This window comes from Parasphingorhabdus litoris DSM 22379 (assembly GCF_020906275.1).
Classification (GTDB): Bacteria; Pseudomonadota; Alphaproteobacteria; order Sphingomonadales; family Sphingomonadaceae; genus Parasphingorhabdus; species Parasphingorhabdus litoris.
The window spans coordinates 1,546,880-1,567,183 of the sequence record NZ_CP086727.1 but is presented as its reverse complement, the minus strand read 5'-3'; the positions used below and the strand labels follow the sequence as shown (position 1 = coordinate 1,567,183).

Genomic DNA, 20,304 nt, shown 5'->3' with positions numbered 1-20,304 from the left:
AGGATCAGTTGTCTTAACGTGACAGGCTCTATTCTCTTCCTGCTCATCATTGTCCTTGGCGGCATTGCGTGGTTCTTCGGTCGCGTAAAAGCGAATCGCTTTGCGGCGAACACCACAAAGAGGGGCGCGATTCATTCCCGTCCCAACTATCATGGCTGGTATGTTGCCCTTTGGGCAATCGGCCCTGCCCTGTTGTTTTTGATTGTTTGGAATATAGCCAGCCCCGCCCTGATTACCGACGCAGCATTGACCAGCCCAGCAGCTGACCAGCTGCCGCAAGATCCATTTGCGCGGGGTGCCATATTGGCGGAAGCAAGGTCGATGGCTGCCGGGCAACAAACCCAGGCATTCAACCCTCTCTCAAAATCGATGGTGGAGCCTTATAAGGCCGCCATATCGCACTATCGAACACTCGGCATGATCGCTACCATTCTGCTGGTTTTCGCCTGTGGAGTGTTCGCCTGGTTGCGTTTGAAGCCGGAGCTCAGGGCACGTACGAAAATCGAGCGCGTGACGATGATGGTGCTATTGTTCGCATCGCTCATTGCTACCATAACCACCATTGGTATTTTCGTGTCACTCATATTTGAGTCGGCTCGCTTCTTCTCTATGGTTTCTCCGATCGACTTCCTGTTCGGAACCGAATGGAATCCAAAAGCTGTTGCCGGACCGCGCGGTGAAACTGGCTTTGGCGCGATACCGTTATTCTGGGGCACGGTGTTTATCGGAGCCATCATCGCCATGATTGTGGCGATTCCATTGGGTTTGATGAGCGCGATCTATCTCACCCAATATGCGCCTCTTAAATTTCGCGCATGGATGAAACCGATATTGGAAGTTCTAGCAGGCGTTCCGACTGTTGTTTACGGCTATTTCGCTGCTTTGACTGTGGCACCAGCCTTACGCGATTTTGCCGTCTCAATTGGCATTTCCGGAGCTTCTTCGGAATCGGCATTGGCCGCGGGTGTAGTTATGGGAATCATGATCATTCCATTCGTGTCATCTATGGCCGATGACAGCATTGCCGCTGTACCAAGCGCGATGCGCGATGGATCACTTGCTATGGGCGCAACAAAAAGCGAAACCATAAAGAAAGTGCTGATCCCTGCCGCATTGCCTGGCGTTGTTGGCGGCGTCCTTCTAGCGGTAAGTCGAGCAATTGGTGAAACGATGATCGTAGTAATGGCAGCGGGTCTTGCAGCGAATATGACGGCCAATCCATTTTCCAGTGTCACGACGGTTACAACGCAGATCGTTCAGTTGCTTACCGGAGACCAAGAATTTGATAGCCCCAAGACCCTTGCGGCTTTCGCCCTTGGACTGGTTTTGTTTGTCGTAACCCTGTTGCTCAATCTGATTGCGCTTCGCGTCGTCAAAAAATATCGGGAAGCTTATGAATAGCACCACCGCCTTTGCCGAAGAGCGTAACCCGACCGATTGGCAGGGCGATGCGATGCAAAAGCGCATTCGCAAGCGCTACGCTGCTGAACGTCGTTTTAAGGCCTTAGGTCTCGGTGCAATTATATTATCGGCTGGTTTTTTGGCATTCTTGTTGATTGTGATGGTCGGTAATGGCCTGCGTGGATTTACACAGACCGAACTACCAGTTGAAATTGATTTTCCGGCAATGACAGGAGGCGCATCAGCGAGCCAGTTTGAAGGCGCAAATGCTGTAGCCAATCTTCGAACGCTAGGTGTTCAAGATATTGTGAATACAAGCATTGAAATCCAATATGGTGAAGAAGGCTCCGAACTGTTTTCAGCCGGAGGCTGGCAGGCGGTTAACGCAGAAATATTGAATGATCCAGATATCGTCGAAACGAAGGCCACGATCTATCTGCCGGCGGAATCAGAGATCGATGTCGCCTATAAGGGTAGCGGCAGCGCTTCCGCAGAAGAGAAAGTCGCTGAATTGAAGGATCAGCTCAGTACAGGATTTAACTGGAATTTCCTGAGCAATTCTGATGCTACGGATCCCATGCAGGTAGGGATTTGGGGAGCGCTCAAAGGATCGCTGATCACTATGTTCATTACGCTGATTATTGCCTTTCCCATTGGCGTACTTTCAGCACTTTATCTCGAAGAATATGCACCCAAAAATCGCTTCACAGACTTGATTGAAGTATCAATCAACAACTTGGCTGCTGTCCCGTCGATTATCTTTGGTTTACTGGGATTGGCGGTGTTTCTAAACCTCTTTGGATTACCGCGTTCGGCTGCCCTGGTTGGTGGCTTGACGCTCGCGCTTATGACAATGCCGGTGATTGTCATATCGGGGCGCAATGCTGTCAAAGCAGTTCCGCCCTCCATTCGCGAAGCGGCCTTGGGTATCGGCGCTAGCCAGATGCAGGTGGTCTTTCATCATGTCCTGCCGCTTGCCCTACCCGGCATATTAACCGGTACAATTATCGGCATGGCCCGCGCCTTGGGTGAAACCGCGCCTCTACTAATGATTGGTATGCGCGCCTTTATCGCGACGCCGCCGGGTGGCATCGTGGAGCCAGCGACCGTTTTACCGGTACAGATTTTCCTCTGGTCCGATGAAGTCAATCGTGGTTTCGTCGAAAAAACCTCAGCCGCGATTATCGTACTCCTCCTGTTCCTTCTCACGATGAACGCTCTTGCGATATATCTACGCAATCGTTTTGAAACCCGCTGGTAGATGATGATATGACAGATTTAATAGACAGCGCCAGTTCCACGGAAAGTCCGACCATGACAGAATCTACAGCTCCCGCCATTTCTGCAGGTGATGGGCCGTTAAAAATGACCACTCGCAATGTGGATGTTTTCTATGGCGAAAAACAAGCGATCAAGGATGTCTCGATTGATGTGACGATGGATAATGTCACAGCCTTCATTGGCCCTTCTGGATGCGGCAAATCGACATTTCTGCGTTGTCTCAACCGGATGAACGATACCATACCGATTGCCAGAGTTACCGGCGAAATTACGCTTGAAGGCGAAGATATTTATGCACCGCAAATGGATGTCGTGCAGCTGCGCGCGCGGGTTGGCATGGTCTTTCAGAAACCAAATCCATTTCCTAAGTCCATTTACGACAATATCGCATATGGTCCACGCATTCACGGACTGGCCAACAGCAAGGATGAGCTTGATAACATCGTAGAGACATCCCTGCAGCGAGCCGGTCTATGGGGAGAAGTACAAGACCGGCTGCAGGATAGCGGAACTGCTCTATCCGGCGGTCAGCAGCAAAGGCTGTGCATAGCGCGTGCTATAGCGGTTGACCCGGAAGTCATCCTAATGGACGAGCCCTGTTCGGCGCTGGACCCTATCGCAACGGCAAAGATAGAAGAACTAATCCACGAGCTGCGTGGGAAATATGCCATCGTGATAGTGACACATAATATGCAGCAAGCTGCCCGTGTGTCGCAACGCACAGCCTTTTTCCACTTGGGAACGCTGGTGGAATATGGCGTGACGTCGGATATATTTACCAATCCGACAGAGGAAAAAACGCGGGATTATATCACCGGTCGATACGGTTAAGCAGACCGAATAGGGAAGGAACCCGAAGGATGCCAAATACAGGCACAGAACATACCGTCAAAGCCTTTGACACCGATATCAATGAACTGCGCGGTATGGTCGCAGAAATTGGTGGTCGCAGCGAGCAAGCAATTTCGAAAGCGATGCGCGCGCTGGAAAAGCATGATTTGAAACTGGCGGAAGAAGTTGTCGCGGAAGACAAGCTGATAGATGACTTGGAAAAGCGCATAGATGATCTGACTTTTCAGACCATCGCCTTACGCGCACCGATGGCCGACGACTTGCGCGAGTTGATTGCAACATTTAAAATTTCCGGCGTTGTTGAGCGCATTGGCGATTATGCCAAAAATATTGCGAAACGCGTGCCGGTTATCGCCAGTACTCACAAATTGGGGCCTGCCTCGCTATTGCCCTCGATGTCCAACATTGCCGCGCAATTGGTGCGCGACTCTCTTGAAGCCTTTGCACGGCGAGATGCGGACTTGGCGCTCGAAGTCAGTGAACGCGATCAGATTGTCGACGATTTCTACACCAGTATTTTCCGGTCTGTAATTACCTATATGATTGAAAATCCAAAAGATATTGGCGAAGCAGCACATCTGTTGTTTATCGCTAAAAACCTCGAACGCATTGGCGATCACGCGACTAATGTCGCGGAAATGGTCTATTTCGCCGCCAAAGGGGAGCCCATGCCGGAGCGTGACCGCGGCGAAAACCCAACTGATCTATTAGAGGAATCAAGCGGAGATAAATAATGTCTAACGCAAGGCTTTTACTAGTTGAAGATGATGCCGCGCTGGCAGAGCTGTTGTCTTGGAATTTTAAAAAAGAAGAATATGACGTCATTCATACCGCAGATGGAGAAGAAGCCCTGTTGTTGGTCAAAGAAAACCGCCCTGATGTCATTTTACTGGATTGGATGATCGAGAACCTTTCCGGCATCGAAGTATGTCGTCGCCTGCGTCGCTCACCGGAAACAGCCAACATTCCCATCATAATGCTGACAGCACGTGGAGAAGAAGAAGACAAAATCCGGGGCCTGGAGACCGGTGCCGATGATTATATCACCAAGCCGTTTAGCCCGCGCGAACTAATCGCACGAGTAAAGGCTGTCTTGCGACGTGTTCGCCCTGCTCTGGCTGGCGAAAAGCTCGCTTTTGGCGATCTCGAAATGGATACTGTTGGTCACAAAGTTAAACGAGATGGCGATACCATCCCGCTTGGGCCGACCGAATTCCGGCTGTTACGCCATTTCCTGGAACATCCCAATTGGGTCTTTTCTCGCGAACGTCTTCTCGACAGCGTCTGGGGCCAAGACAGCGATATCGAACTACGCACAGTGGATGTCCATATTCGGCGCCTGCGAAAGGCGTTGAACGCGAATCAGCGTCCAGATATAATTAGAACAGTTCGCTCCGCAGGCTACGCTCTGGATACGGAAGCCGCTTAATCGCCCTTTTTCGAGATTGATAATACAAAAAAGGCCGGTCGAAACCGGCCTTTTCAATTTGTCATAAATCAAGTTTTTAGAAAGCAATTTGCGCACGCGCGCCAATAACATCGACGGAGTAATCTTCAGGCGCTCCGGTCACAATACCTAGAGCATTGCCATAGGATAGGTGGCCATAGTTCACGAGAAAACGGACATAATCGACCGGTGTCCAGATCAAAGATGCCATATAGCCATCTTGGGTGCCTCCAATGATTCCTGCATCTGTAAGATCAAGGCGGTCATAGCGCACATTTACCTGCCAGGCTCCGGATCCACCAGAACCGACCGGGTTTTTAACTTTCACGCCTTTAAAGACACCGCCTTTATATTCTCTTTTGTCATCGGTCAGAAACAGGCCCGCTTCTATAGAACCACCAAAGAAAGTGGGGTTAGCCAATCCAGGTCGACTGACTTTTGCCCAATGGGTTTCAGCGGCAGCATGAAAGCGGCCTGAAATAACGGCAGCTTCCAGCCCATAAGTCAGCTGCTCATCGGCGGAAATATTACCGGTATTAATGAAGCGAGTATCGACACTGTGAATCAATGGCCGCTGACGATAGCGAACCGAATCAATCGTATCACCAAGATCAGTCCAGTGCACAGAGCCACCGAGATGAAGCTGCGCATCGCCCAATTTCGGTGCAAATACGACCCGACCGTCGAGGTTGATGCTATCATTGCCATCACTCAAATCATCAATATTGTCCGTAAAGACACCGCCTTGCAGCAACAGATCACCTGTTTTATAGGCCGCTGAAACGCCGACTTTGCGCTGAAAACCAAACGCATCAGTAAATGCCGCACGTTCGATAAAGCTGGTATCGTTACTGCTCGATATTTCCTCAAGCGACTGAAAGTTATTATGCTGACCAACTGTAATCGTCAGGCCGCCACTCTTATAATCAAGATAGGCATCGGTTAACTCAACGCCATCCAATAGATCTGCTTCCAGCTTATAGCCGAATCCACCGGGAATTTTGCCTTGCACACCCAGACGAACACGGCGTGCTTCGTTTGAAAAACCCTCGCCTGGAATATTTATAGTCGAAGGTACAGACGACAAGTTATTGAAATCATAAAGAATACGTCCGCGTGGTTTAAAGCTCCAACCATCTTCAGTTTTGATTTCCGGTGCACCTTTGAACTTGATGCTGGTTTTTTCTTTTGCTTGCGCAACCTTTTCAACAGCGGCCACCTGCTCGCTTTGCTGCTGCTGAACGGTTTCCACGCTGCCAAGCTGAGCGCGCAAACTGACGACTTCCTGCTCCAACTGATTTAGTCGTTCCAGCAACGCCTTCGCTTCTTCGCTGGAAATACCAGTGGCAAGAGCCTGCCCAGGGAGCAAAGCAACGATTGCTGCACCCGCTATAAGAGTAGATTTCAATTTCATATCAATAGAGTCCCCAACCAAGTGTCTTGAGTGATTGGTGACGGCTCTATGTTAATTACGTTTCGGTAAAACGTCAGTTTTATTGCAGTTTTTTTACTACGCTATCGCATCATAAAATTTCAGACCAAATCGCGCTAATCTGAGACCAATTTCATTAATCGGCGTTCCATCGGCGCGAGCACCCCGGCCAGATCGTGACCACGTTTCAATATTTGTCCATGCTCGCCATGCAGTGTCCACATGCCTTGTTTGTTCCGATTGGCAGGACGTTTTTCTATACGCATCTGCGGTCGTTCCGATGTCCGTCGAAAGGCTGCAAAAATTGCTGCATCCTTGCCCATATCCATCGCATAGTCACGCCAATGCCCAGCCGCAACCATCCGCCCATAAAGATTGAAAATCCGTTCCATCTCTTTCCGCTCGAAGCCTATTTGAACAGGCGACGTATTTCGATCAGGAAAAGAGGAAACGTTGGAGTTGTCAGAGCGCATTAGGCGCTATCTCGTTTACTTTCCGAATCGTCACCATCGACCTTGTCGCGTCCTTCGGCATATGCGGCGATACGCTTTTGCAATTGCTCCATTTCACATTGCAAAATTTCCAGTTTTTGTGTGGCAGGATCGAACACCTCACTGCATGGCGTGCCATAAGGCGTGAACTCTTCCTGATACTGCTCGACCTGCACGAGTGTCGGTCGTGCTCGGACCCCTACCATGGTTGCCCCCTCGGGCACATCTTGAGTGACTACAGCGTTTGCTCCGATACGTGATCTTTTTCCAACTGTTATCGGTCCCAATATCTGGGCTCCGGAGCCCAAAATTGCATCATCTTCAATTGTTGGGTGGCGTTTTCCTCCCACGCCATTGGTAGGGTTGGTCCCGCCCAGAGTTACACATTGATAGATCGTAACATTATCACCGATTTCCGCAGTTTCGCCGATTACCGAAAAACCATGGTCGATGAAGAGATGCCGACCGATTTTAGCGCCAGGATGAATATCGATCGCTGTAAAAAGTCGTGAAATATGATTCACAAGGCGTGCAAAGAAATATAATTCTCCTTTAAACAGCCAGTGCGAAATGCGATGCAAACCTAACGCTAAAACACCTGGATACAGCAGTACTTCCCAGCGCGAACGAGGTGCGGGGTCACGCGCCTTTATCGAATCCAAATACTCACCTAGGTCCCGAAACATTTTTTTCTCCGGCGATTTTACAAGCTTCAAACTAAGGATCAGAATGTCATATTTCCAGTCCTTTCTTGCAACTCATTTAAAACCAGCCTTTTTGCACTCGCATTTATCACCATATTGAATTACCGCGAGCCGATTCATCGAAGGACCAAATGATGTCGACTTATCTGCCAACGCTTAAACAGCTGCAATATCTGGTAGCACTTGAAGAGCATGGCCATTTCGGACGGGCAGCAGAAGCCTGCTATGTTACGCAGTCTACCCTGTCCGCTGGCATCAAAGAATTGGAAACATTGCTGGATGTAATGTTGGTAGAACGAACGCGCCGTGTTGTCCGTTTCACGGAACTTGGCAAACAGATGGTAGACAAATCACATCGCATTCTTCGTGAAGCCGAAGAATTGTCTGAGATGGCACGGTCCGCTGGTCAACCATTGGTCGGAGACGTTCGCATGAGTGTCATTCCTACAATCGCTCCCTTCCTGTTGCCTCGCCTATTGCCTCGACTGCGCAAAGAAAGACCAGAGCTGAAACTCTATTTGAAAGAGGAAACCAGCCATGCCGCATGCGACTCTCTTAGCCATGGTAAGGTCGATTGCGTTTTGCTGGCTTTGCCCTTCCCATGCGGAGACATTGAGTCAGAGGTTCTGTTCAATGATGAAATTTTCATCGCCTTTCCCAAAGATGATCCGCGGGATCCACCCGAGCTGGTAGATCCAGCCTTTATCGACGAGAATCGCTTGTTACTGCTTGAAGACGGCCATTGTTTGAAAGACCATGCCCTGGCTGCCTGCAACAGGCCGGAGCTCAGAGCGTCGGCGCAAATGATGGGGACGTCTCTTCACACGCTCGTTCAGATGGTCGATAATGCACTGGGCCTGACGTTGTTGCCAAAAATGTCGATCGATAGCGGAATTCTGGAACATACTGACATCACCGCGCGTCCAATTAAGTCCGATCGTGCTTTCCGGGATATCGCACTCGTGTGGCGGAAAAACAGCCCGCGTCGGGACGAATTCAAACTATTGTCCGAGGTTTTGCGACAAAGCCAGGATTGGGTGAAAGACGGCTCTGCTTAGTTCTACCAGTCTTTGGCGGCTTGGAGGTCAGACTGCCGTTCCTCCACCCAATTTTCACTACCATCCTCAAAAATTTCTTTCTTCCAGAATGGTGCGATCGTTTTTAACTGGTCCATGATGAAGGAGCATGCCGCAATTGCATTCTGCCGGTGGTCAGAACAAGTGCACACTAAAACAATCTGTTCGTTTAGTTGCAATCGCCCTACCCTGTGAACAACGGTGATTCCGTGTAATTCCCATTTTTCTGATGCCCTGACAGCTATCCCTCGCAAGGCTTTCTCAGTCATGGCTGGATAATGTTCTAACTCCAATGCGTGCAGTTTGTGATCACCCCTCACCTGACCAACGAAACTGGAAATCGCACCACCTCCGCGCGCTGATAGCCGATTAATCTCCGCGCCCGCGTCAAAGTCATGTTCTTGAACCGCAATTGAAATCATCCGCCTGTTACCGGCGGGAAAATGGCCAATTCTGTTGCACTGCCTATAACAGCATCAAGTCCCACAAAATCCTGATCCAAAGCAAATCGAAGCTTCGTCCGATCCGCAAAAACTTCATTGCTAGCTGCATCGCGACTTTGGAGATGCTTGAGAAGTTCGCCAACCGTTGTAACGTTTTTTGGATATTCAATCACATCTTGCTCGCGACCAAGGCGTTCTTTAACCCACGCAAAATATACAATGCTCAGTTGATGCGACATGATAGAGTCACCTAATCCATATGCTTGAGGCCGACGCGAAGGTAATCCCAACCTGTTATGAGCGTCAATATAGCCGCTGCCCATAGTGACCATATTCCAACCGTTTGGATGAATCCAAATTGCGGTAGCCCGCCGGCGAGTATCAGCCCGCCTAGAGAGATCAGTTGGAATGTCGTTTTCCATTTTGCAAGCTGAGAAACAGGGACACTAACCTGAAGGCCAGCGAGAAATTCACGAAGCCCGGATACCGCAATTTCTCGCAGCAAAATGATGAGTGCCGCAATAACATTATAGCCTTCGATGTTGCCGCTGGCGCAAAGAATGAGAACGACCGAAGCCACCATGATTTTGTCGGCAATCGGGTCAAGGAATATACCGAGTTTCGAAACTGTTCCTTGAGAGCGCGCGAGATAGCCATCAAAATAGTCTGTTACAGCCATCAGCCCATAAAGCCCAGTTGCCAAAAGATAACCGAGCTTCCAGTTGGGCCACCACAACAACGCTACTAGAAACGGAACCGTAAAAATCCGTGAAAGCGTCAAAATATTTGGAAGATTCAACATATTGTCCGCTGCCATAACGATGTTTTGCGCAAAGTTAAATGCCATCCTTATGATCCATTTGCCGGTGATGATTTTACAGATAAAATTTTAGGGCACCCTATGCCTTGCGCATTCTATCAGCATCGTTAGGGTGCCGGTCGTCTAATCCCCCTGTCTGACAGAGCTCAACAACAGGAAATTTCCAACATGTCATCAGCCTTACGATTAATGGCCAAACGTCGATTTTGGCCGCTTTTTGTTACTCAACTGCTTGGCGCCTTCAACGACAACCTGTTCAAATTTTCGATGGTGATATTGGTCACTTATGGAATTTACAAAGACCCGGCGCAGGATTTTCAATTCAACGCGCTGGCCTCGGGAATTTTCATATTGCCGTTTTTCCTATTTTCTTCCCTCGCAGGCCAACTGGCTGACAATTACGACAAGGCTCGGATAACGCGTCTCGTCAAAACTCTGGAGATCGTTATCGCGATTATCGGTGGTGTAGGGCTTTGGATCGAATCCATCCCGATCATGTTGACTGCGCTATTCCTACTTGGTTTGCAGTCGACCTTTTTTGGTCCCATAAAATACGCCATTCTGCCGCAGCATCTTGAAGAGGATGAAGTTTTGGCTGGTACAGGGTTAGTGGAGGCCGGCACCTATATTGCCATTTTGGCAGGAACGATTTTGGGCGGGATCATAATCGATAGAGACGGCAATGGTGTCGAAGTCGCTGTTATTTCAGTCTTCTTTGTGGCGTTGATCGGACGTATTGGAGCGCAATTTCTTCCCAGTGCACCACCGCAGAAAGAGGTAGAGAAAATCGATTTCAATTTTGTCCGATCATCGATCAAATTGATTTCTGCAACGCTGCATATTCGGCGTTTATACTTGGCGATCGTAGCCATCAGCTTTTTCTGGACCATCGGTTCAGTCTTGATCATTCAGTTTCCGCCGTTGGTTGAAAATGTCCTGACAGCCACCCCCGCTGTCGCAAGCCTTTTTCTTGGAGTGTTTTCCATTGGCATTGCAGTTGGTTCAATTCTTATAAACCGCCTTCTAAAAAGTCAGGTATCGGCGCGATATGCGCCATTCAGTGTCATCGCCATGGGTGTTTTCGTATTGATACTCTTTTTTATAGCCCGAGGTTGGGAAGGTTTGACAAATGGCGAACTCTACACATTTCAGACATTTATGATGCATGATGGGGCATGGGCGCTTTTGGGAACGCTAGCTGGCGTCGCCATTTTTGGCGGGATGTTTGTTGTCCCTCTTTATGCTTTTCTCACCACCACAGTGGACATTAGCGAGACAGCGCGGACGATTGCAGCAAATAATGTCGTAAACTCGGGATGCATGGTGCTTGGTGCATTGGCGGCACTGGGGCTTAGCCTGCTGGGCGTTTCTACTACAGAGCAGTTGTTGCTTGTCGCCGGAATGTGTCTGGTTGCCGCGTGGCTAGGATGGCAATTGCATCTGGCCTGCGACTAATCAGGATGAAATTCGTATTCTTAGAAAATAAACAAATAGAAGGCCGTAAAAAAGGCTGAAAAGCTGAGCATGAACATGCTCGTATCCTCGTTCATCCATTTTTTCTTTGGCGCGGCAATCACTCTTTCATCTTCGGCTATCGCGAATGCCTCTTTGGGCAAAGAGAGCCGAAAAGGGTGTTTGGCGCTTTCGTTGTACAATACAAGATTTCTATTCAGTCTGTGCTTCATGAGCAGTTGTTAACAAATTGTTAGTGATAAAATCCAATCCAAAATCACCTTTGAATGGTGTTGTTATAAGATGGCACAGTTATGCAGCTCACCCTGCCATGTGGAATTTTGATCCAAAATGGAGCCAAAAAGTGATTGTGTGATCTTTGCAACATTGCCCGACAAACAGATCGAAACCGCTAAATGTTGTTGATTTCAAACAATTGTTATGGCAGTGCGCATTTCGTATTGAGTGAAATGCGAAAACCCTGAAGGAGCAAAATATGCGTTTCGGTAAAATTGGTATGGCTGCAGTTGCAGCCTCGGCTCTGGTTGCTACCCCTGTGTTCGCACAGGCCGCTCAGCCAGTTTCTAAAGTTTCTCAACCTGTTCGTGCTGATGCATCTGCAGACGAAGAAAGCAAACTTGAAGGCGGTTCCGGCATCATCATTGCTGTTCTCGCTGCTGCGGCCGTAATCGGCGGCATCATCATCGCCGCTGACGGCAGCGACGATGATCCAACAAGCCCCTGAATATAGGGCTAAACGAATTTAAGATGGCGGCCTTGTGGTCGCCATTTTTTTTGCCCGTTTGATCTAGACATTCTTCGCTCACGTGCGATTCAACCAAGCCCCCATTCGGCTGAGAGTTTAGGCTAATCATGCGAAGCTGAATGGTAGTGGTTGCACTTGCTGATCAGATTTCCCATATCCGGTTTATGACAGAAAATCAGCAGCATGGCATGCAACAATGGCATGGCACCACAATCCTTTCAGTCCGCAAAAATGGAAAGGTTGTCGTTATCGGCGATGGCCAGGTTTCCATGGGACAAACAGTCATGAAACCCAATGCGCGCAAGGTGCGACAGCTTCATGATGGCTCCGTTATCGGTGGTTTTGCAGGCGCCACGGCAGATGCATTTACACTGTTCGAGCGTTTGGAAGCAAAGCTGGAGCGACATAATGGTCAGTTGATGCGCGCTGCCGTCGAACTCGCGAAGGATTGGCGCACTGACAAATATCTGCGCAATCTAGAAGCCATGATGATCGTTGCAGATAAAGAAGTGACGCTGATCCTGACCGGCAATGGGGATGTCCTAGAACCCACTCAAGGGATCGCCGCCATTGGATCGGGTGGTAATTTTGCGTTGTCGGCAGCCCGCGCTTTGATCGATTATGAAGACGATGCAGAGAAACTCTCACAAAAAGCGATGACCATCGCTGCAGAAGTTTGCGTATATACAAATGATCAGGTCACGATAGAAAAGCTCGATAGCGACACCTAATAATCGACTATGGCCAAGACCGTGGTTCACCAATTCAAACTTGACTCCATCAAAGGTTAGAAATGCTAGATAATCTTACTCCCAAGGCCATTGTTAAGGCTCTGGACGAACATATTGTAGGGCAAAAGGACGCCAAGCGGGCTGTTGCAGTTGCATTGCGAAATCGCTGGCGACGGCAGAAGTTGCCAACCGAGTTACGTGAGGAAGTTACACCAAAAAATATTTTGATGATCGGACCCACAGGTTGCGGTAAGACCGAGATATCGCGTCGCTTGGCAAAACTTGCGGATGCACCTTTTATCAAGATTGAAGCGACTAAATTCACTGAAGTTGGCTATGTTGGCCGGGACGTCGAGCAAATTGCCCGCGACTTGGCTGAAGAAGCCGTTCGCCTCGAACGCGAGCGTCGCCGGTCCGCTGTTCGAGATGCAGCCGCTGATGCAGCGATGAAACGATTGCTTGATGTTCTATGTGGCGAAAATGCTAGCGAAGCGACGCGTGAAAGCTTTCGTCAGCGTGTTGTCGATAACCATATGAACGATACTGAGATCGAAATAGAGGTCGAAGATACGCCGAACACGCCGATGGATATTCCCGGCATGTCTGGTCAAGTCGGCATGATAAATTTGTCGGACATGATGGGTAAAGCATTTGGCCAGAATCCGATGAAGCGTCGCAAAATGCGGGTTGCCGATGCGTGGGATAAACTGGTTGAGGAAGAGTCCGATAAACGCCTTGACGATGATGACATTGCTCGAGCGGCCATTACGGATGCGGAATCCAATGGCATTGTTTTCCTCGATGAAATTGACAAAATTGCGGTCAGCGATGTTCGCGGCGGTTCTGTCAGCCGAGAAGGCGTACAACGCGATCTTTTGCCGCTGATCGAAGGCACCACTGTTGCGACAAAATATGGCCCAATGAAGACAGACCATATTTTGTTCATTGCATCTGGTGCATTTTCCATTTCGAAACCCAGCGATATGCTTCCAGAACTGCAAGGGCGCTTGCCCATACGTGTCGAATTGCGCGCACTGACCGAAGCCGATTTCGTTCGAATTCTAACCGAAACAAAAGCCAATCTGCCCAAACAATATATTGCTCTTTTGGATACTGAAGAAGTCACCATCGACATTACCACCGATGCCATTGAAAAGCTGGCACAAATTGCTGCAAACGTGAACGAAACGGTGGAAAATATCGGCGCGAGACGATTGCAAACCGTTATGGAAAAGCTGTTAGAGGATATTAGTTTTGACGCGGAAGATCATAAAGGCGAAACAATCACCGTTGATGCGGCCTATGTCGACAAACAGCTTTCTGATGTTGCCAAAGACACGGATTTGTCCAAATATGTGCTATAGTTAGTCTGATTTTTAATGCTGGGGAGGACAAGATGGCTGAGGGTGGATGCTATTGTGGATCAGTACGGTTCGAGATTTCTGGAGAACCGGTAAACCAGTCTATCTGCCATTGTCGGGATTGTCAGAAAAGCAGCGGAGCAGCATCGGTCGCCTGGATCATGCTTAGCCAAGATGAGTTTTCCGTAAACCAAGGCAAGCTGAAAACCATAGCTGGTCAAGGCGGTGCCGAGCGTCTTTTCTGTGCCGATTGCGGCACAGGAATTGCGTATAAAAACGCCAATATTCTGCCTGGCATGATTGACGTACAAACAGCCACTTTAGATCTACCCGATGCGTATATTCCCGAGATGAACATCCAGCTCGCAGAACAAATCGGATGGGAGAAAATGGCACATGAAATGCCTAGCTTTGATCGTTTCCCGCCACAGGAATAATTGCTGTAACCTTTCGACAGGATCCCACGAATGAAGCGGATAAAAACTTTCAGGAGTATTTATTGTGAAACGCATTGCCTCACTATTTGCTTTAGCCCCTGCCCTCACATTTGTCGCTTGTTCCGTTCCCAGCACGCCCTCTGAGGACAAGCAAATTGCGGAGCCTGCAGAGCCAATAGCCACGGAGGCAACTGGCGAGTTGCAAACGATCGATGTAGGGTTAGCTGTTGGAGCTACCGCGCCGCTTGATGCAACGTTTCAAACCGACGATGGAGAAAAGACGCTTGCTGCGGTTTTGGAAGATGGTCCGGCGGTTTTTATATTTACCCGGTCCGTTGAATGGTGCCCGTTCTGCCAAACGCAGTTGAAGGCAGTTAATGCTGTCGTCGGCGATCTCAAGGAGCGTGGTTATAATTTATACGGTGTGAGCTATGACAGCGTAGCAAGCCAAGATCGCTTCTCTAAAAACCAGATGCTAGACTATGCAATATTGTCTGACGAAGGTTCCAAAGCAATTGACGCCTTCGATATTCGCGACCCCCAATATACTGAAGGCAAAGCCGTAGGGGTTCCCTATGCGTCTGTTATTGTAGTCGACCAAGAAGGCACTATCACAGCAAAATCTGTTTCCGGCGACTTTAAAAAGCGCCCTACAAATGATCAGTTATTGGCAATAGTCGACGCTATCTGAAATTGATTATCGTGAATGTGTTGGAGAAGCCGCGTCATTGTTGACTGCGGCTTTCTTATTGCCCTCTGGAAGGACCATGAGCTTCCACTCTGTCGAATCCTTTAGATATTTCTGCGCAAGTTGTTGCACCTCTTCCGGAGTGATGACCGTATAGTCGCTCAATAATGTCCTCAGCACAGTGAATTTTTTTGGATTGTAGCTCGCGCCCTCCAACTGACTCATCCAAAAACTATTGCCACTACTCGCCCGCGCAATAAGCTGGCGAAGTGGTTCAACGATCCGTTTCAATTCATCCGGACTGACCGGTTTCTCTCTTAGATCTTTTGCAATGAGTTCGGCGACCCCATAAAATCGATCAATATTGCCAGGTGTCAATTGGCTAGATGCGCTAATGTAGCCGCCAGATTGGAACGCGACCGGCCAGTTGTTGATTACCTGCGGACTATAGCTTGCCCCTTCCTGAGATCTTAGTATTTCAAACATCCGGTCATTGAAAATGGAAACCAGCACCTCTAGCCGTCTACTTTCCCTGATATTATCAAGGCCGCCGCCGGTGGGCCATGCAATCAGTGCTGCCGCTCGCTCTGCATCTCCTTTGTGCACCAATATTTCTGGTGCAGCTCTATGCTTTGGGAACATGGGCGACGTGATGCCTTCCGGCATATCATCAGGCTTGCGCTTTTTTAGGGCCCCAAATGTTTTCAATATGGATGCAACCGCTTCATCCCGATCGAAATCGCCAAAAAGCATGAGTTCAATTGGGCCACTGGCCAATATGGGCTTCCAAAATCTTTTGAAATCCTTGGGCGTCAACGCGTTGAAGTCATCCTTGTCGGGTGTCTTCCAACGCGGATCTTTGCCGCGCACCAGCCACTCAAGATCCCGCTGTAAAACGGCCTGAGGGGAAGCCGCGAAGCTATCGTAACCGATCAAAGACGCCGCACGACCGCGAATAACCGGTGCCTTGTCCCAACGTGGGTGTTGTAGCTTCGCCGCGATCAGATGCAACTGGTCTTGCAAGTCAGCTGCTCGGGTATCAGCTTTGATTTCATAGGCATCATCATCAATTTCAAAATTCAAGCCAATCCGTCGACCGGTGGTAATTGCATCCAGTTCTTCCTGTCCCAGGCTTCCGACTCCGCTGGCCATCAAGGCCATGCCCCCGGTCCAAGCCAAATTTTCTTCACTGGCATCAAGACCGCTATAGCCTCGGCCAAAGCGCGCATTGACCATTATCTTATTCCGCTCAGCCTTATTGGGGAAAAGCAACACCCGCACACCATTTGAAAGGATCAGCTTTTCAATTTCAAATCGAGCGATTTTTTCGGATGATTTAATCTTACCCGGCCGGCCAATACGTGGCAGATCATCAAAATCCAAGTTGGCCTGCTTGACGCGCGCGTTGCTGGCTGCATTGACCTTTTCATTCAAAGCCGCAGCAAGCTTGGCTTTCCCCTCATCCACCACGGTTGGTGATGTAAGTAACGCCCGGGTTGCAGTTCCTTCGAAGAGCTTTTGCGTTGATTCCAGTAACCGCTCAGGCGTGTAGAGATTCCGCATCGCCCGAAAGACATCGAGTGCCGTTTGCGGTGTTGCGACGGTTTCTCGAATATCTACTGCGTTGACAATATCGTCAGCCTGTTTGCGTGCAGCTTCTGTCGCATAGCCTTCTACACCGATGGCAAGTGCTGCATCGAACTCGGCTATTTCTCTAGCGATATCCTGTTCGGATGGCGCCTGCGTTGTCGCATCAGCAATCACGCCTCGGACGTCTCTGAGGGCCGCTTCCCAATCATCACTCAGCGGAACAATATTAATGAAAGTTCCATCGACTGAACGACTCACATCGTCCTGACTGACGCTGGCTTGCAGATAACTACCCCCTGCCCTAGCGCGCGCTTCCAATCGGCGGTTGATCATTTGAAGTGCCAACAAGTCGATTAACAATTGCTGATTATAGGCGATGGTGTCGTCCACTTGTTCCCAAGGGCGGACCACAGCCATTGAAATGTAGCGTGGCAAAGTCGGTTCAATGACCAGTCGGCTGCTGTCTCCTTGATCGTCCGGATCACCGAAATCGGGCGCCACTCCTGCTTCGCCGCTGCCTTTCCAATTTGAAAAATGCTTTTTGATCAGCGCTTCAAATTCAGCTGGCTCACCATCGCCAGCAATCACGATCACCGTATTTTCTGGACGGTACCAGCGTTGATGAAATAGTTGCAGCATTTGGGGCGTAGCGGCTGCCAAAGTCTCCGGCGTGCCAATTGGCGCCCGGCTTGCCAGTCGCTGGCCCGCAAAGAACAATTCTCGCGTTGCATCCTGGACTTTTGTCTGAGGACCCTGCCGTTCCTGCAGCTCTGCCAAAACAACAGGTCGTTCAGCGTTTACAGATATCGCGTTGAGTCCCGGCGCACTGATCATCCCTGAAATGATCTTAATGCTTTCGTCCAGACTGGTCGGATTGGCATTCGGCAGATCAAGCTTATAGACCGTCTGCGTTGGTGTTGTTTCAGCATTGCTATCACTGCCAAAAGTCGCCCCCAAACGTTGCCAGATACGCTTCGCTTCGCCGTCAGGCACATAAGTTGATCCACGAAACGACAAATGCTCCATGAAATGGGCAAATCCTTGCTCGTGATCCTGTTCCATCAAAGATCCAACATCAATTCTAACACGAATTGATACCTGACCCGGCGGTACGCCATTGTTTTTGACCGCATAACGGAGACCGTTGTCCAGAACACCAAAGGTCCAGCTTTTGTCGATCGGGACGTCACTACCCTTGTATAGCCAAGGTTGCTCAGTGCTGATCTCTTTCGCACGCTCGGGCTCTTGCGCTGCAATTTGAGGAGGGAATGTCAGCGAGGCAAAAAGAGTAAATATTGTGGCAAAGCGACCAAATGCGCGGGAATGTCTGTTCATAGAGCCAGTTATACGCAGAGCATATCTTACTGGCCAGTGAATAACGCCTCCCTGGATCATACAAAAAACTTATCACCAAGAACGCATATTTTGATCAAGGTGGCGTATTTTGACCTTGATAGGTCGGCCAATTACTCCCACATATTGAATATGCTTATCGAAACCGAAAAAACCCCGAACCCTTCGACGCTCAAATTTCTAATGGGCCAAGCCGTTATGACGGATGGAACCAGGGATTTTGCTTCACCAGAAGATGCCGAGATTTCTCCCTTGGCAGAGGCCTTGTTCACTTTGGGCGATGTCACCGGGGTCTTCTTTGGTTCAGATTTTGTCTCGGTTACCGCTGGCCCTGGGTCAAATTGGTCCGATGTCAAACCACAGGTTCTGAGCATTTTGCTTGATCATTTCTCTGCCGGATTGCCTTTATTCAAACCGGGATCAGCCGGGGAAATTCATATTCCACCTGAAGAAGAAGTCCATGACGATCCTGAAGACGCTGATATTGTTTCGCAGATTAAAGAACTGATCGAAACCCGAGTACGTCCGGCAGTCGCAAATGATGGCGGCGATATCATTTATCGTGGTTTTAACCGAGGCGTGGTTTTCTTGAAAATGCAAGGTGCATGTGCAGGATGCCCATCATCAACAGCAACGCTGAAACATGGTATTGAGTCATTGCTCAAACACTATGTGCCGGAAGTGGTTGAAGTCAGGGCTGCTTGACCGCGCTATCGTTAAACTAATAAAACGGGGAACCTATGAATCAGCCACTTGATGATGCCGCATTGGATCAACTTTTTCGAACCGCGCGCACCTATAATGGCTATCATGACAAGCCTGTCACAGTTGAACAGCTTCACGCTATTTGGGATCTCATGAAAATGGGACCAACCAGCGCGAACATGCTGCCTGCGCGAATGATATGGTGCCATAGTGAGGACTCCAAACAACGCCTCGCAGACTGTTCGAGTCCAGGCAACAAAGACAAGATTTTGAAGGCCCCTGCCTCGGTAATCATTGGCATGGACTATGATTTTCATGAGCATCTGCCCGAGCTATTCCCTCATGATGATGCGAAAAGCTGGTTTGCCGGGGATGCTGATGGTCGCAAAGTACATGCAATGCGCAACAGTTCACTACAGGGGGGCTATTTCATACTGGCAGCCCGGGCAATCGGTCTCGACACTGGCCCAATGTCCGGTTTTGATAATGATGCCGTCGACAAGGCGTTTTTCAAAGACCAGCCAAATGTGAAATCGAATTTCATTTCAACCCTTGGTTATGGTGACCCCGAAACAATTTTTGATCGCAGTCCGCGTCCTGACTTCGATAAATTCAACGCGATCATCTAACGGTCTGTGCAAAGCCAATGGGCAAGCATATTCTCGCTATTGATACCGCTACAACAGCCTGTTCAGTAGCGCTGTTCGAAGACCGACAGCTCGTCGCCAATATATATGAAGAGATTGGCCGCGGCCATGCGGAGAAACTCATACCCATGATAGCACGGTTGCCGAATAAAGGCCGCGCTGACCAGATAATGGTAAACTGCGGTCCAGGAAGCTTTACCGGCGTCCGCATCGGTCTATCTGCCGCAAAAGCATTAGCCATGGCTTGGCATGCAGAGATTTCTGGATATCAGAGTCTTCACCTTGTCGCTGCACAGGCCTTAACTGAAATGGAACATCCTATTCCTGTTTATGTTGCAATGATCGGCGGTCATGGCGAATATTTCGTGCAGAATTTTTCTAGTGATGGCAGCCCGGTGGATGATCTTCTCTCGCTTTCGCCGGAACTCGCTCTGCGGAATGCAAAGTCGGACCATTTTGCAGGCTCGGCTGCGCAATCCCTTAGTAGCTTAGCCAGCAATATAGGCTGTTCTGCCATCTTGCCTGATGCTGCTAAAACCAGCCAATTGGCGCATGACTATGAATATCTGCAAGCCAGGCCCGTCTATGGCCGGGCGCCAGATGCAAAACCGGCACAGCAAGGGTAAG

The 20,304-nt window shown here is 49.4% G+C and carries 22 protein-coding genes; 15 read left to right on the top strand and 7 right to left on the bottom strand.

All coding sequences use genetic code 11. The features are described 5' to 3' along the window. The first annotated feature begins 18 nt into the window (after positions 1–18). Genes pstC through phoB form a run of 5 tightly spaced genes read left to right on the top strand, consistent with a single transcriptional unit; the run spans position 19 to position 4,963 of the window. Positions 19–1,401, top strand: coding sequence for a phosphate ABC transporter permease subunit PstC (gene pstC, locus BS29_RS07565; RefSeq protein ID WP_229956583.1), 1,383 nt, complete (start codon positions 19–21; stop codon positions 1,399–1,401). Beyond that, positions 1,394–2,662, top strand: coding sequence for a phosphate ABC transporter permease PstA (gene pstA, locus BS29_RS07560; protein WP_229956582.1), 1,269 nt, complete (start codon positions 1,394–1,396; stop codon positions 2,660–2,662). Before pstC ends, pstA begins: the two co-directional genes overlap by 8 nt. A gap of 53 nt (positions 2,663–2,715) precedes the next feature. Then, on the top strand, positions 2,716–3,513 hold the full coding sequence (pstB, locus tag BS29_RS07555; RefSeq protein WP_229956581.1) for a phosphate ABC transporter ATP-binding protein PstB: 798 nt from the start codon (positions 2,716–2,718) through the stop codon (positions 3,511–3,513). 29 nt (positions 3,514–3,542) lie between these two features. Beyond that, positions 3,543–4,268, top strand: coding sequence for a phosphate signaling complex protein PhoU (gene phoU / locus BS29_RS07550; RefSeq protein WP_229956580.1), 726 nt, complete (start codon positions 3,543–3,545; stop codon positions 4,266–4,268). Beyond that, positions 4,268–4,963 (top strand): phosphate regulon transcriptional regulator PhoB, encoded by a 696-nt coding sequence (phoB, locus tag BS29_RS07545; protein ID WP_109357208.1) that lies wholly within the window; start codon positions 4,268–4,270, stop codon positions 4,961–4,963. The genes phoU and phoB overlap by 1 nt, the downstream gene beginning before the upstream one ends. 76 nt (positions 4,964–5,039) lie before the next feature. Here phoB and BS29_RS07540 read toward each other — a convergent pair whose 3' ends face one another. The 3 genes from BS29_RS07540 to epsC all read right to left on the bottom strand — a co-directional run bounded on the left by BS29_RS07540 (position 5,040) and on the right by epsC (position 7,590). Next, positions 5,040–6,395, bottom strand: a complete 1,356-nt coding sequence (locus tag BS29_RS07540) for a porin (protein ID WP_229956579.1) — start codon at positions 6,393–6,395, stop codon at positions 5,040–5,042. A gap of 134 nt (positions 6,396–6,529) precedes the next feature. Continuing rightward, positions 6,530–6,886: a DUF2794 domain-containing protein gene (locus BS29_RS07535; RefSeq protein WP_229956578.1), complete on the bottom strand. Its 357-nt coding sequence runs from the start codon at positions 6,884–6,886 to the stop codon at positions 6,530–6,532. Beyond that, positions 6,886–7,590 (bottom strand): serine O-acetyltransferase EpsC, encoded by a 705-nt coding sequence (gene epsC, locus BS29_RS07530; protein WP_229956822.1) that lies wholly within the window; start codon positions 7,588–7,590, stop codon positions 6,886–6,888. The genes BS29_RS07535 and epsC overlap by 1 nt, the downstream gene beginning before the upstream one ends. Before the next feature lie 152 nt (positions 7,591–7,742). Between epsC and BS29_RS07525 the strand changes: the two genes are divergently transcribed. Beyond that, positions 7,743–8,666 carry a hydrogen peroxide-inducible genes activator gene (locus tag BS29_RS07525; protein ID WP_229956821.1) on the top strand — a complete coding sequence of 308 codons (924 nt, stop codon included), beginning with the start codon at positions 7,743–7,745 and terminating at the stop codon, positions 8,664–8,666. Positions 8,667–8,668: 2 nt separating this feature from the next. Here BS29_RS07525 and BS29_RS07520 read toward each other — a convergent pair whose 3' ends face one another. From BS29_RS07520 to pgsA, 3 genes are read right to left on the bottom strand one after another with little or no spacing between them, the layout of a single operon-like run. Further along, positions 8,669–9,106: a molybdenum cofactor biosynthesis protein MoaE gene (locus tag BS29_RS07520; RefSeq protein ID WP_229956577.1), complete on the bottom strand. Its 438-nt coding sequence runs from the start codon at positions 9,104–9,106 to the stop codon at positions 8,669–8,671. After that, positions 9,103–9,366 (bottom strand): molybdopterin converting factor subunit 1, encoded by a 264-nt coding sequence (moaD, locus tag BS29_RS07515; RefSeq protein ID WP_229956576.1) that lies wholly within the window; start codon positions 9,364–9,366, stop codon positions 9,103–9,105. The genes BS29_RS07520 and moaD overlap by 4 nt, the downstream gene beginning before the upstream one ends. An 11-nt stretch (positions 9,367–9,377) precedes the next feature. Next, entirely contained in the window at positions 9,378–9,929 is a 552-nt protein-coding gene (pgsA, locus tag BS29_RS07510) for a CDP-diacylglycerol--glycerol-3-phosphate 3-phosphatidyltransferase (RefSeq protein WP_229956820.1), read from the bottom strand. 186 nt (positions 9,930–10,115) lie between these two features. Between pgsA and BS29_RS07505 the strand changes: the two genes are divergently transcribed. From BS29_RS07505 to BS29_RS07475, 6 genes are all read left to right on the top strand, one after another. Next, on the top strand, positions 10,116–11,402 hold the full coding sequence (locus tag BS29_RS07505; protein ID WP_229956575.1) for an MFS transporter: 1,287 nt from the start codon (positions 10,116–10,118) through the stop codon (positions 11,400–11,402). Positions 11,403–11,895: 493 nt separating this feature from the next. After that, positions 11,896–12,144: a hypothetical protein gene (locus tag BS29_RS07495; protein WP_229956573.1), complete on the top strand. Its 249-nt coding sequence runs from the start codon at positions 11,896–11,898 to the stop codon at positions 12,142–12,144. A gap of 209 nt (positions 12,145–12,353) precedes the next feature. Beyond that, positions 12,354–12,896 (top strand): ATP-dependent protease subunit HslV, encoded by a 543-nt coding sequence (gene hslV, locus BS29_RS07490; protein WP_229956819.1) that lies wholly within the window; start codon positions 12,354–12,356, stop codon positions 12,894–12,896. 62 nt (positions 12,897–12,958) lie between these two features. Continuing rightward, positions 12,959–14,260, top strand: a complete 1,302-nt coding sequence (gene hslU, locus BS29_RS07485; RefSeq protein WP_229956572.1) for an ATP-dependent protease ATPase subunit HslU — start codon at positions 12,959–12,961, stop codon at positions 14,258–14,260. A gap of 32 nt (positions 14,261–14,292) precedes the next feature. Continuing rightward, entirely contained in the window at positions 14,293–14,694 is a 402-nt protein-coding gene (locus tag BS29_RS07480; RefSeq protein WP_229956571.1) for a GFA family protein, read from the top strand. Positions 14,695–14,758: 64 nt separating this feature from the next. Further along, positions 14,759–15,385, top strand: coding sequence for a peroxiredoxin family protein (locus BS29_RS07475; protein WP_229956570.1), 627 nt, complete (start codon positions 14,759–14,761; stop codon positions 15,383–15,385). 6 nt (positions 15,386–15,391) lie between these two features. Here the strand turns inward: BS29_RS07475 and BS29_RS07470 are convergent, their stop codons facing one another. Beyond that, complete coding sequence (locus BS29_RS07470) at positions 15,392–18,307, bottom strand: M16 family metallopeptidase (protein WP_229956569.1); 2,916 nt, start codon at positions 18,305–18,307, stop codon at positions 15,392–15,394. 150 nt (positions 18,308–18,457) lie between these two features. Here BS29_RS07470 and BS29_RS07465 point away from each other — a divergent pair, with 150 nt between their 5' ends. From BS29_RS07465 to tsaB, 3 genes are read left to right on the top strand one after another with little or no spacing between them, the layout of a single operon-like run. Then, positions 18,458–19,030 (top strand): NifU family protein, encoded by a 573-nt coding sequence (locus BS29_RS07465; RefSeq protein WP_229956568.1) that lies wholly within the window; start codon positions 18,458–18,460, stop codon positions 19,028–19,030. A 35-nt stretch (positions 19,031–19,065) separates the two neighbouring features. After that, complete coding sequence (locus BS29_RS07460; protein ID WP_229956567.1) at positions 19,066–19,659, top strand: malonic semialdehyde reductase; 594 nt, start codon at positions 19,066–19,068, stop codon at positions 19,657–19,659. Positions 19,660–19,676: 17 nt separating this feature from the next. Beyond that, entirely contained in the window at positions 19,677–20,303 is a 627-nt protein-coding gene (gene tsaB / locus BS29_RS07455; RefSeq protein ID WP_229956566.1) for a tRNA (adenosine(37)-N6)-threonylcarbamoyltransferase complex dimerization subunit type 1 TsaB, read from the top strand. Position 20,304 lies beyond the last annotated feature (1 nt).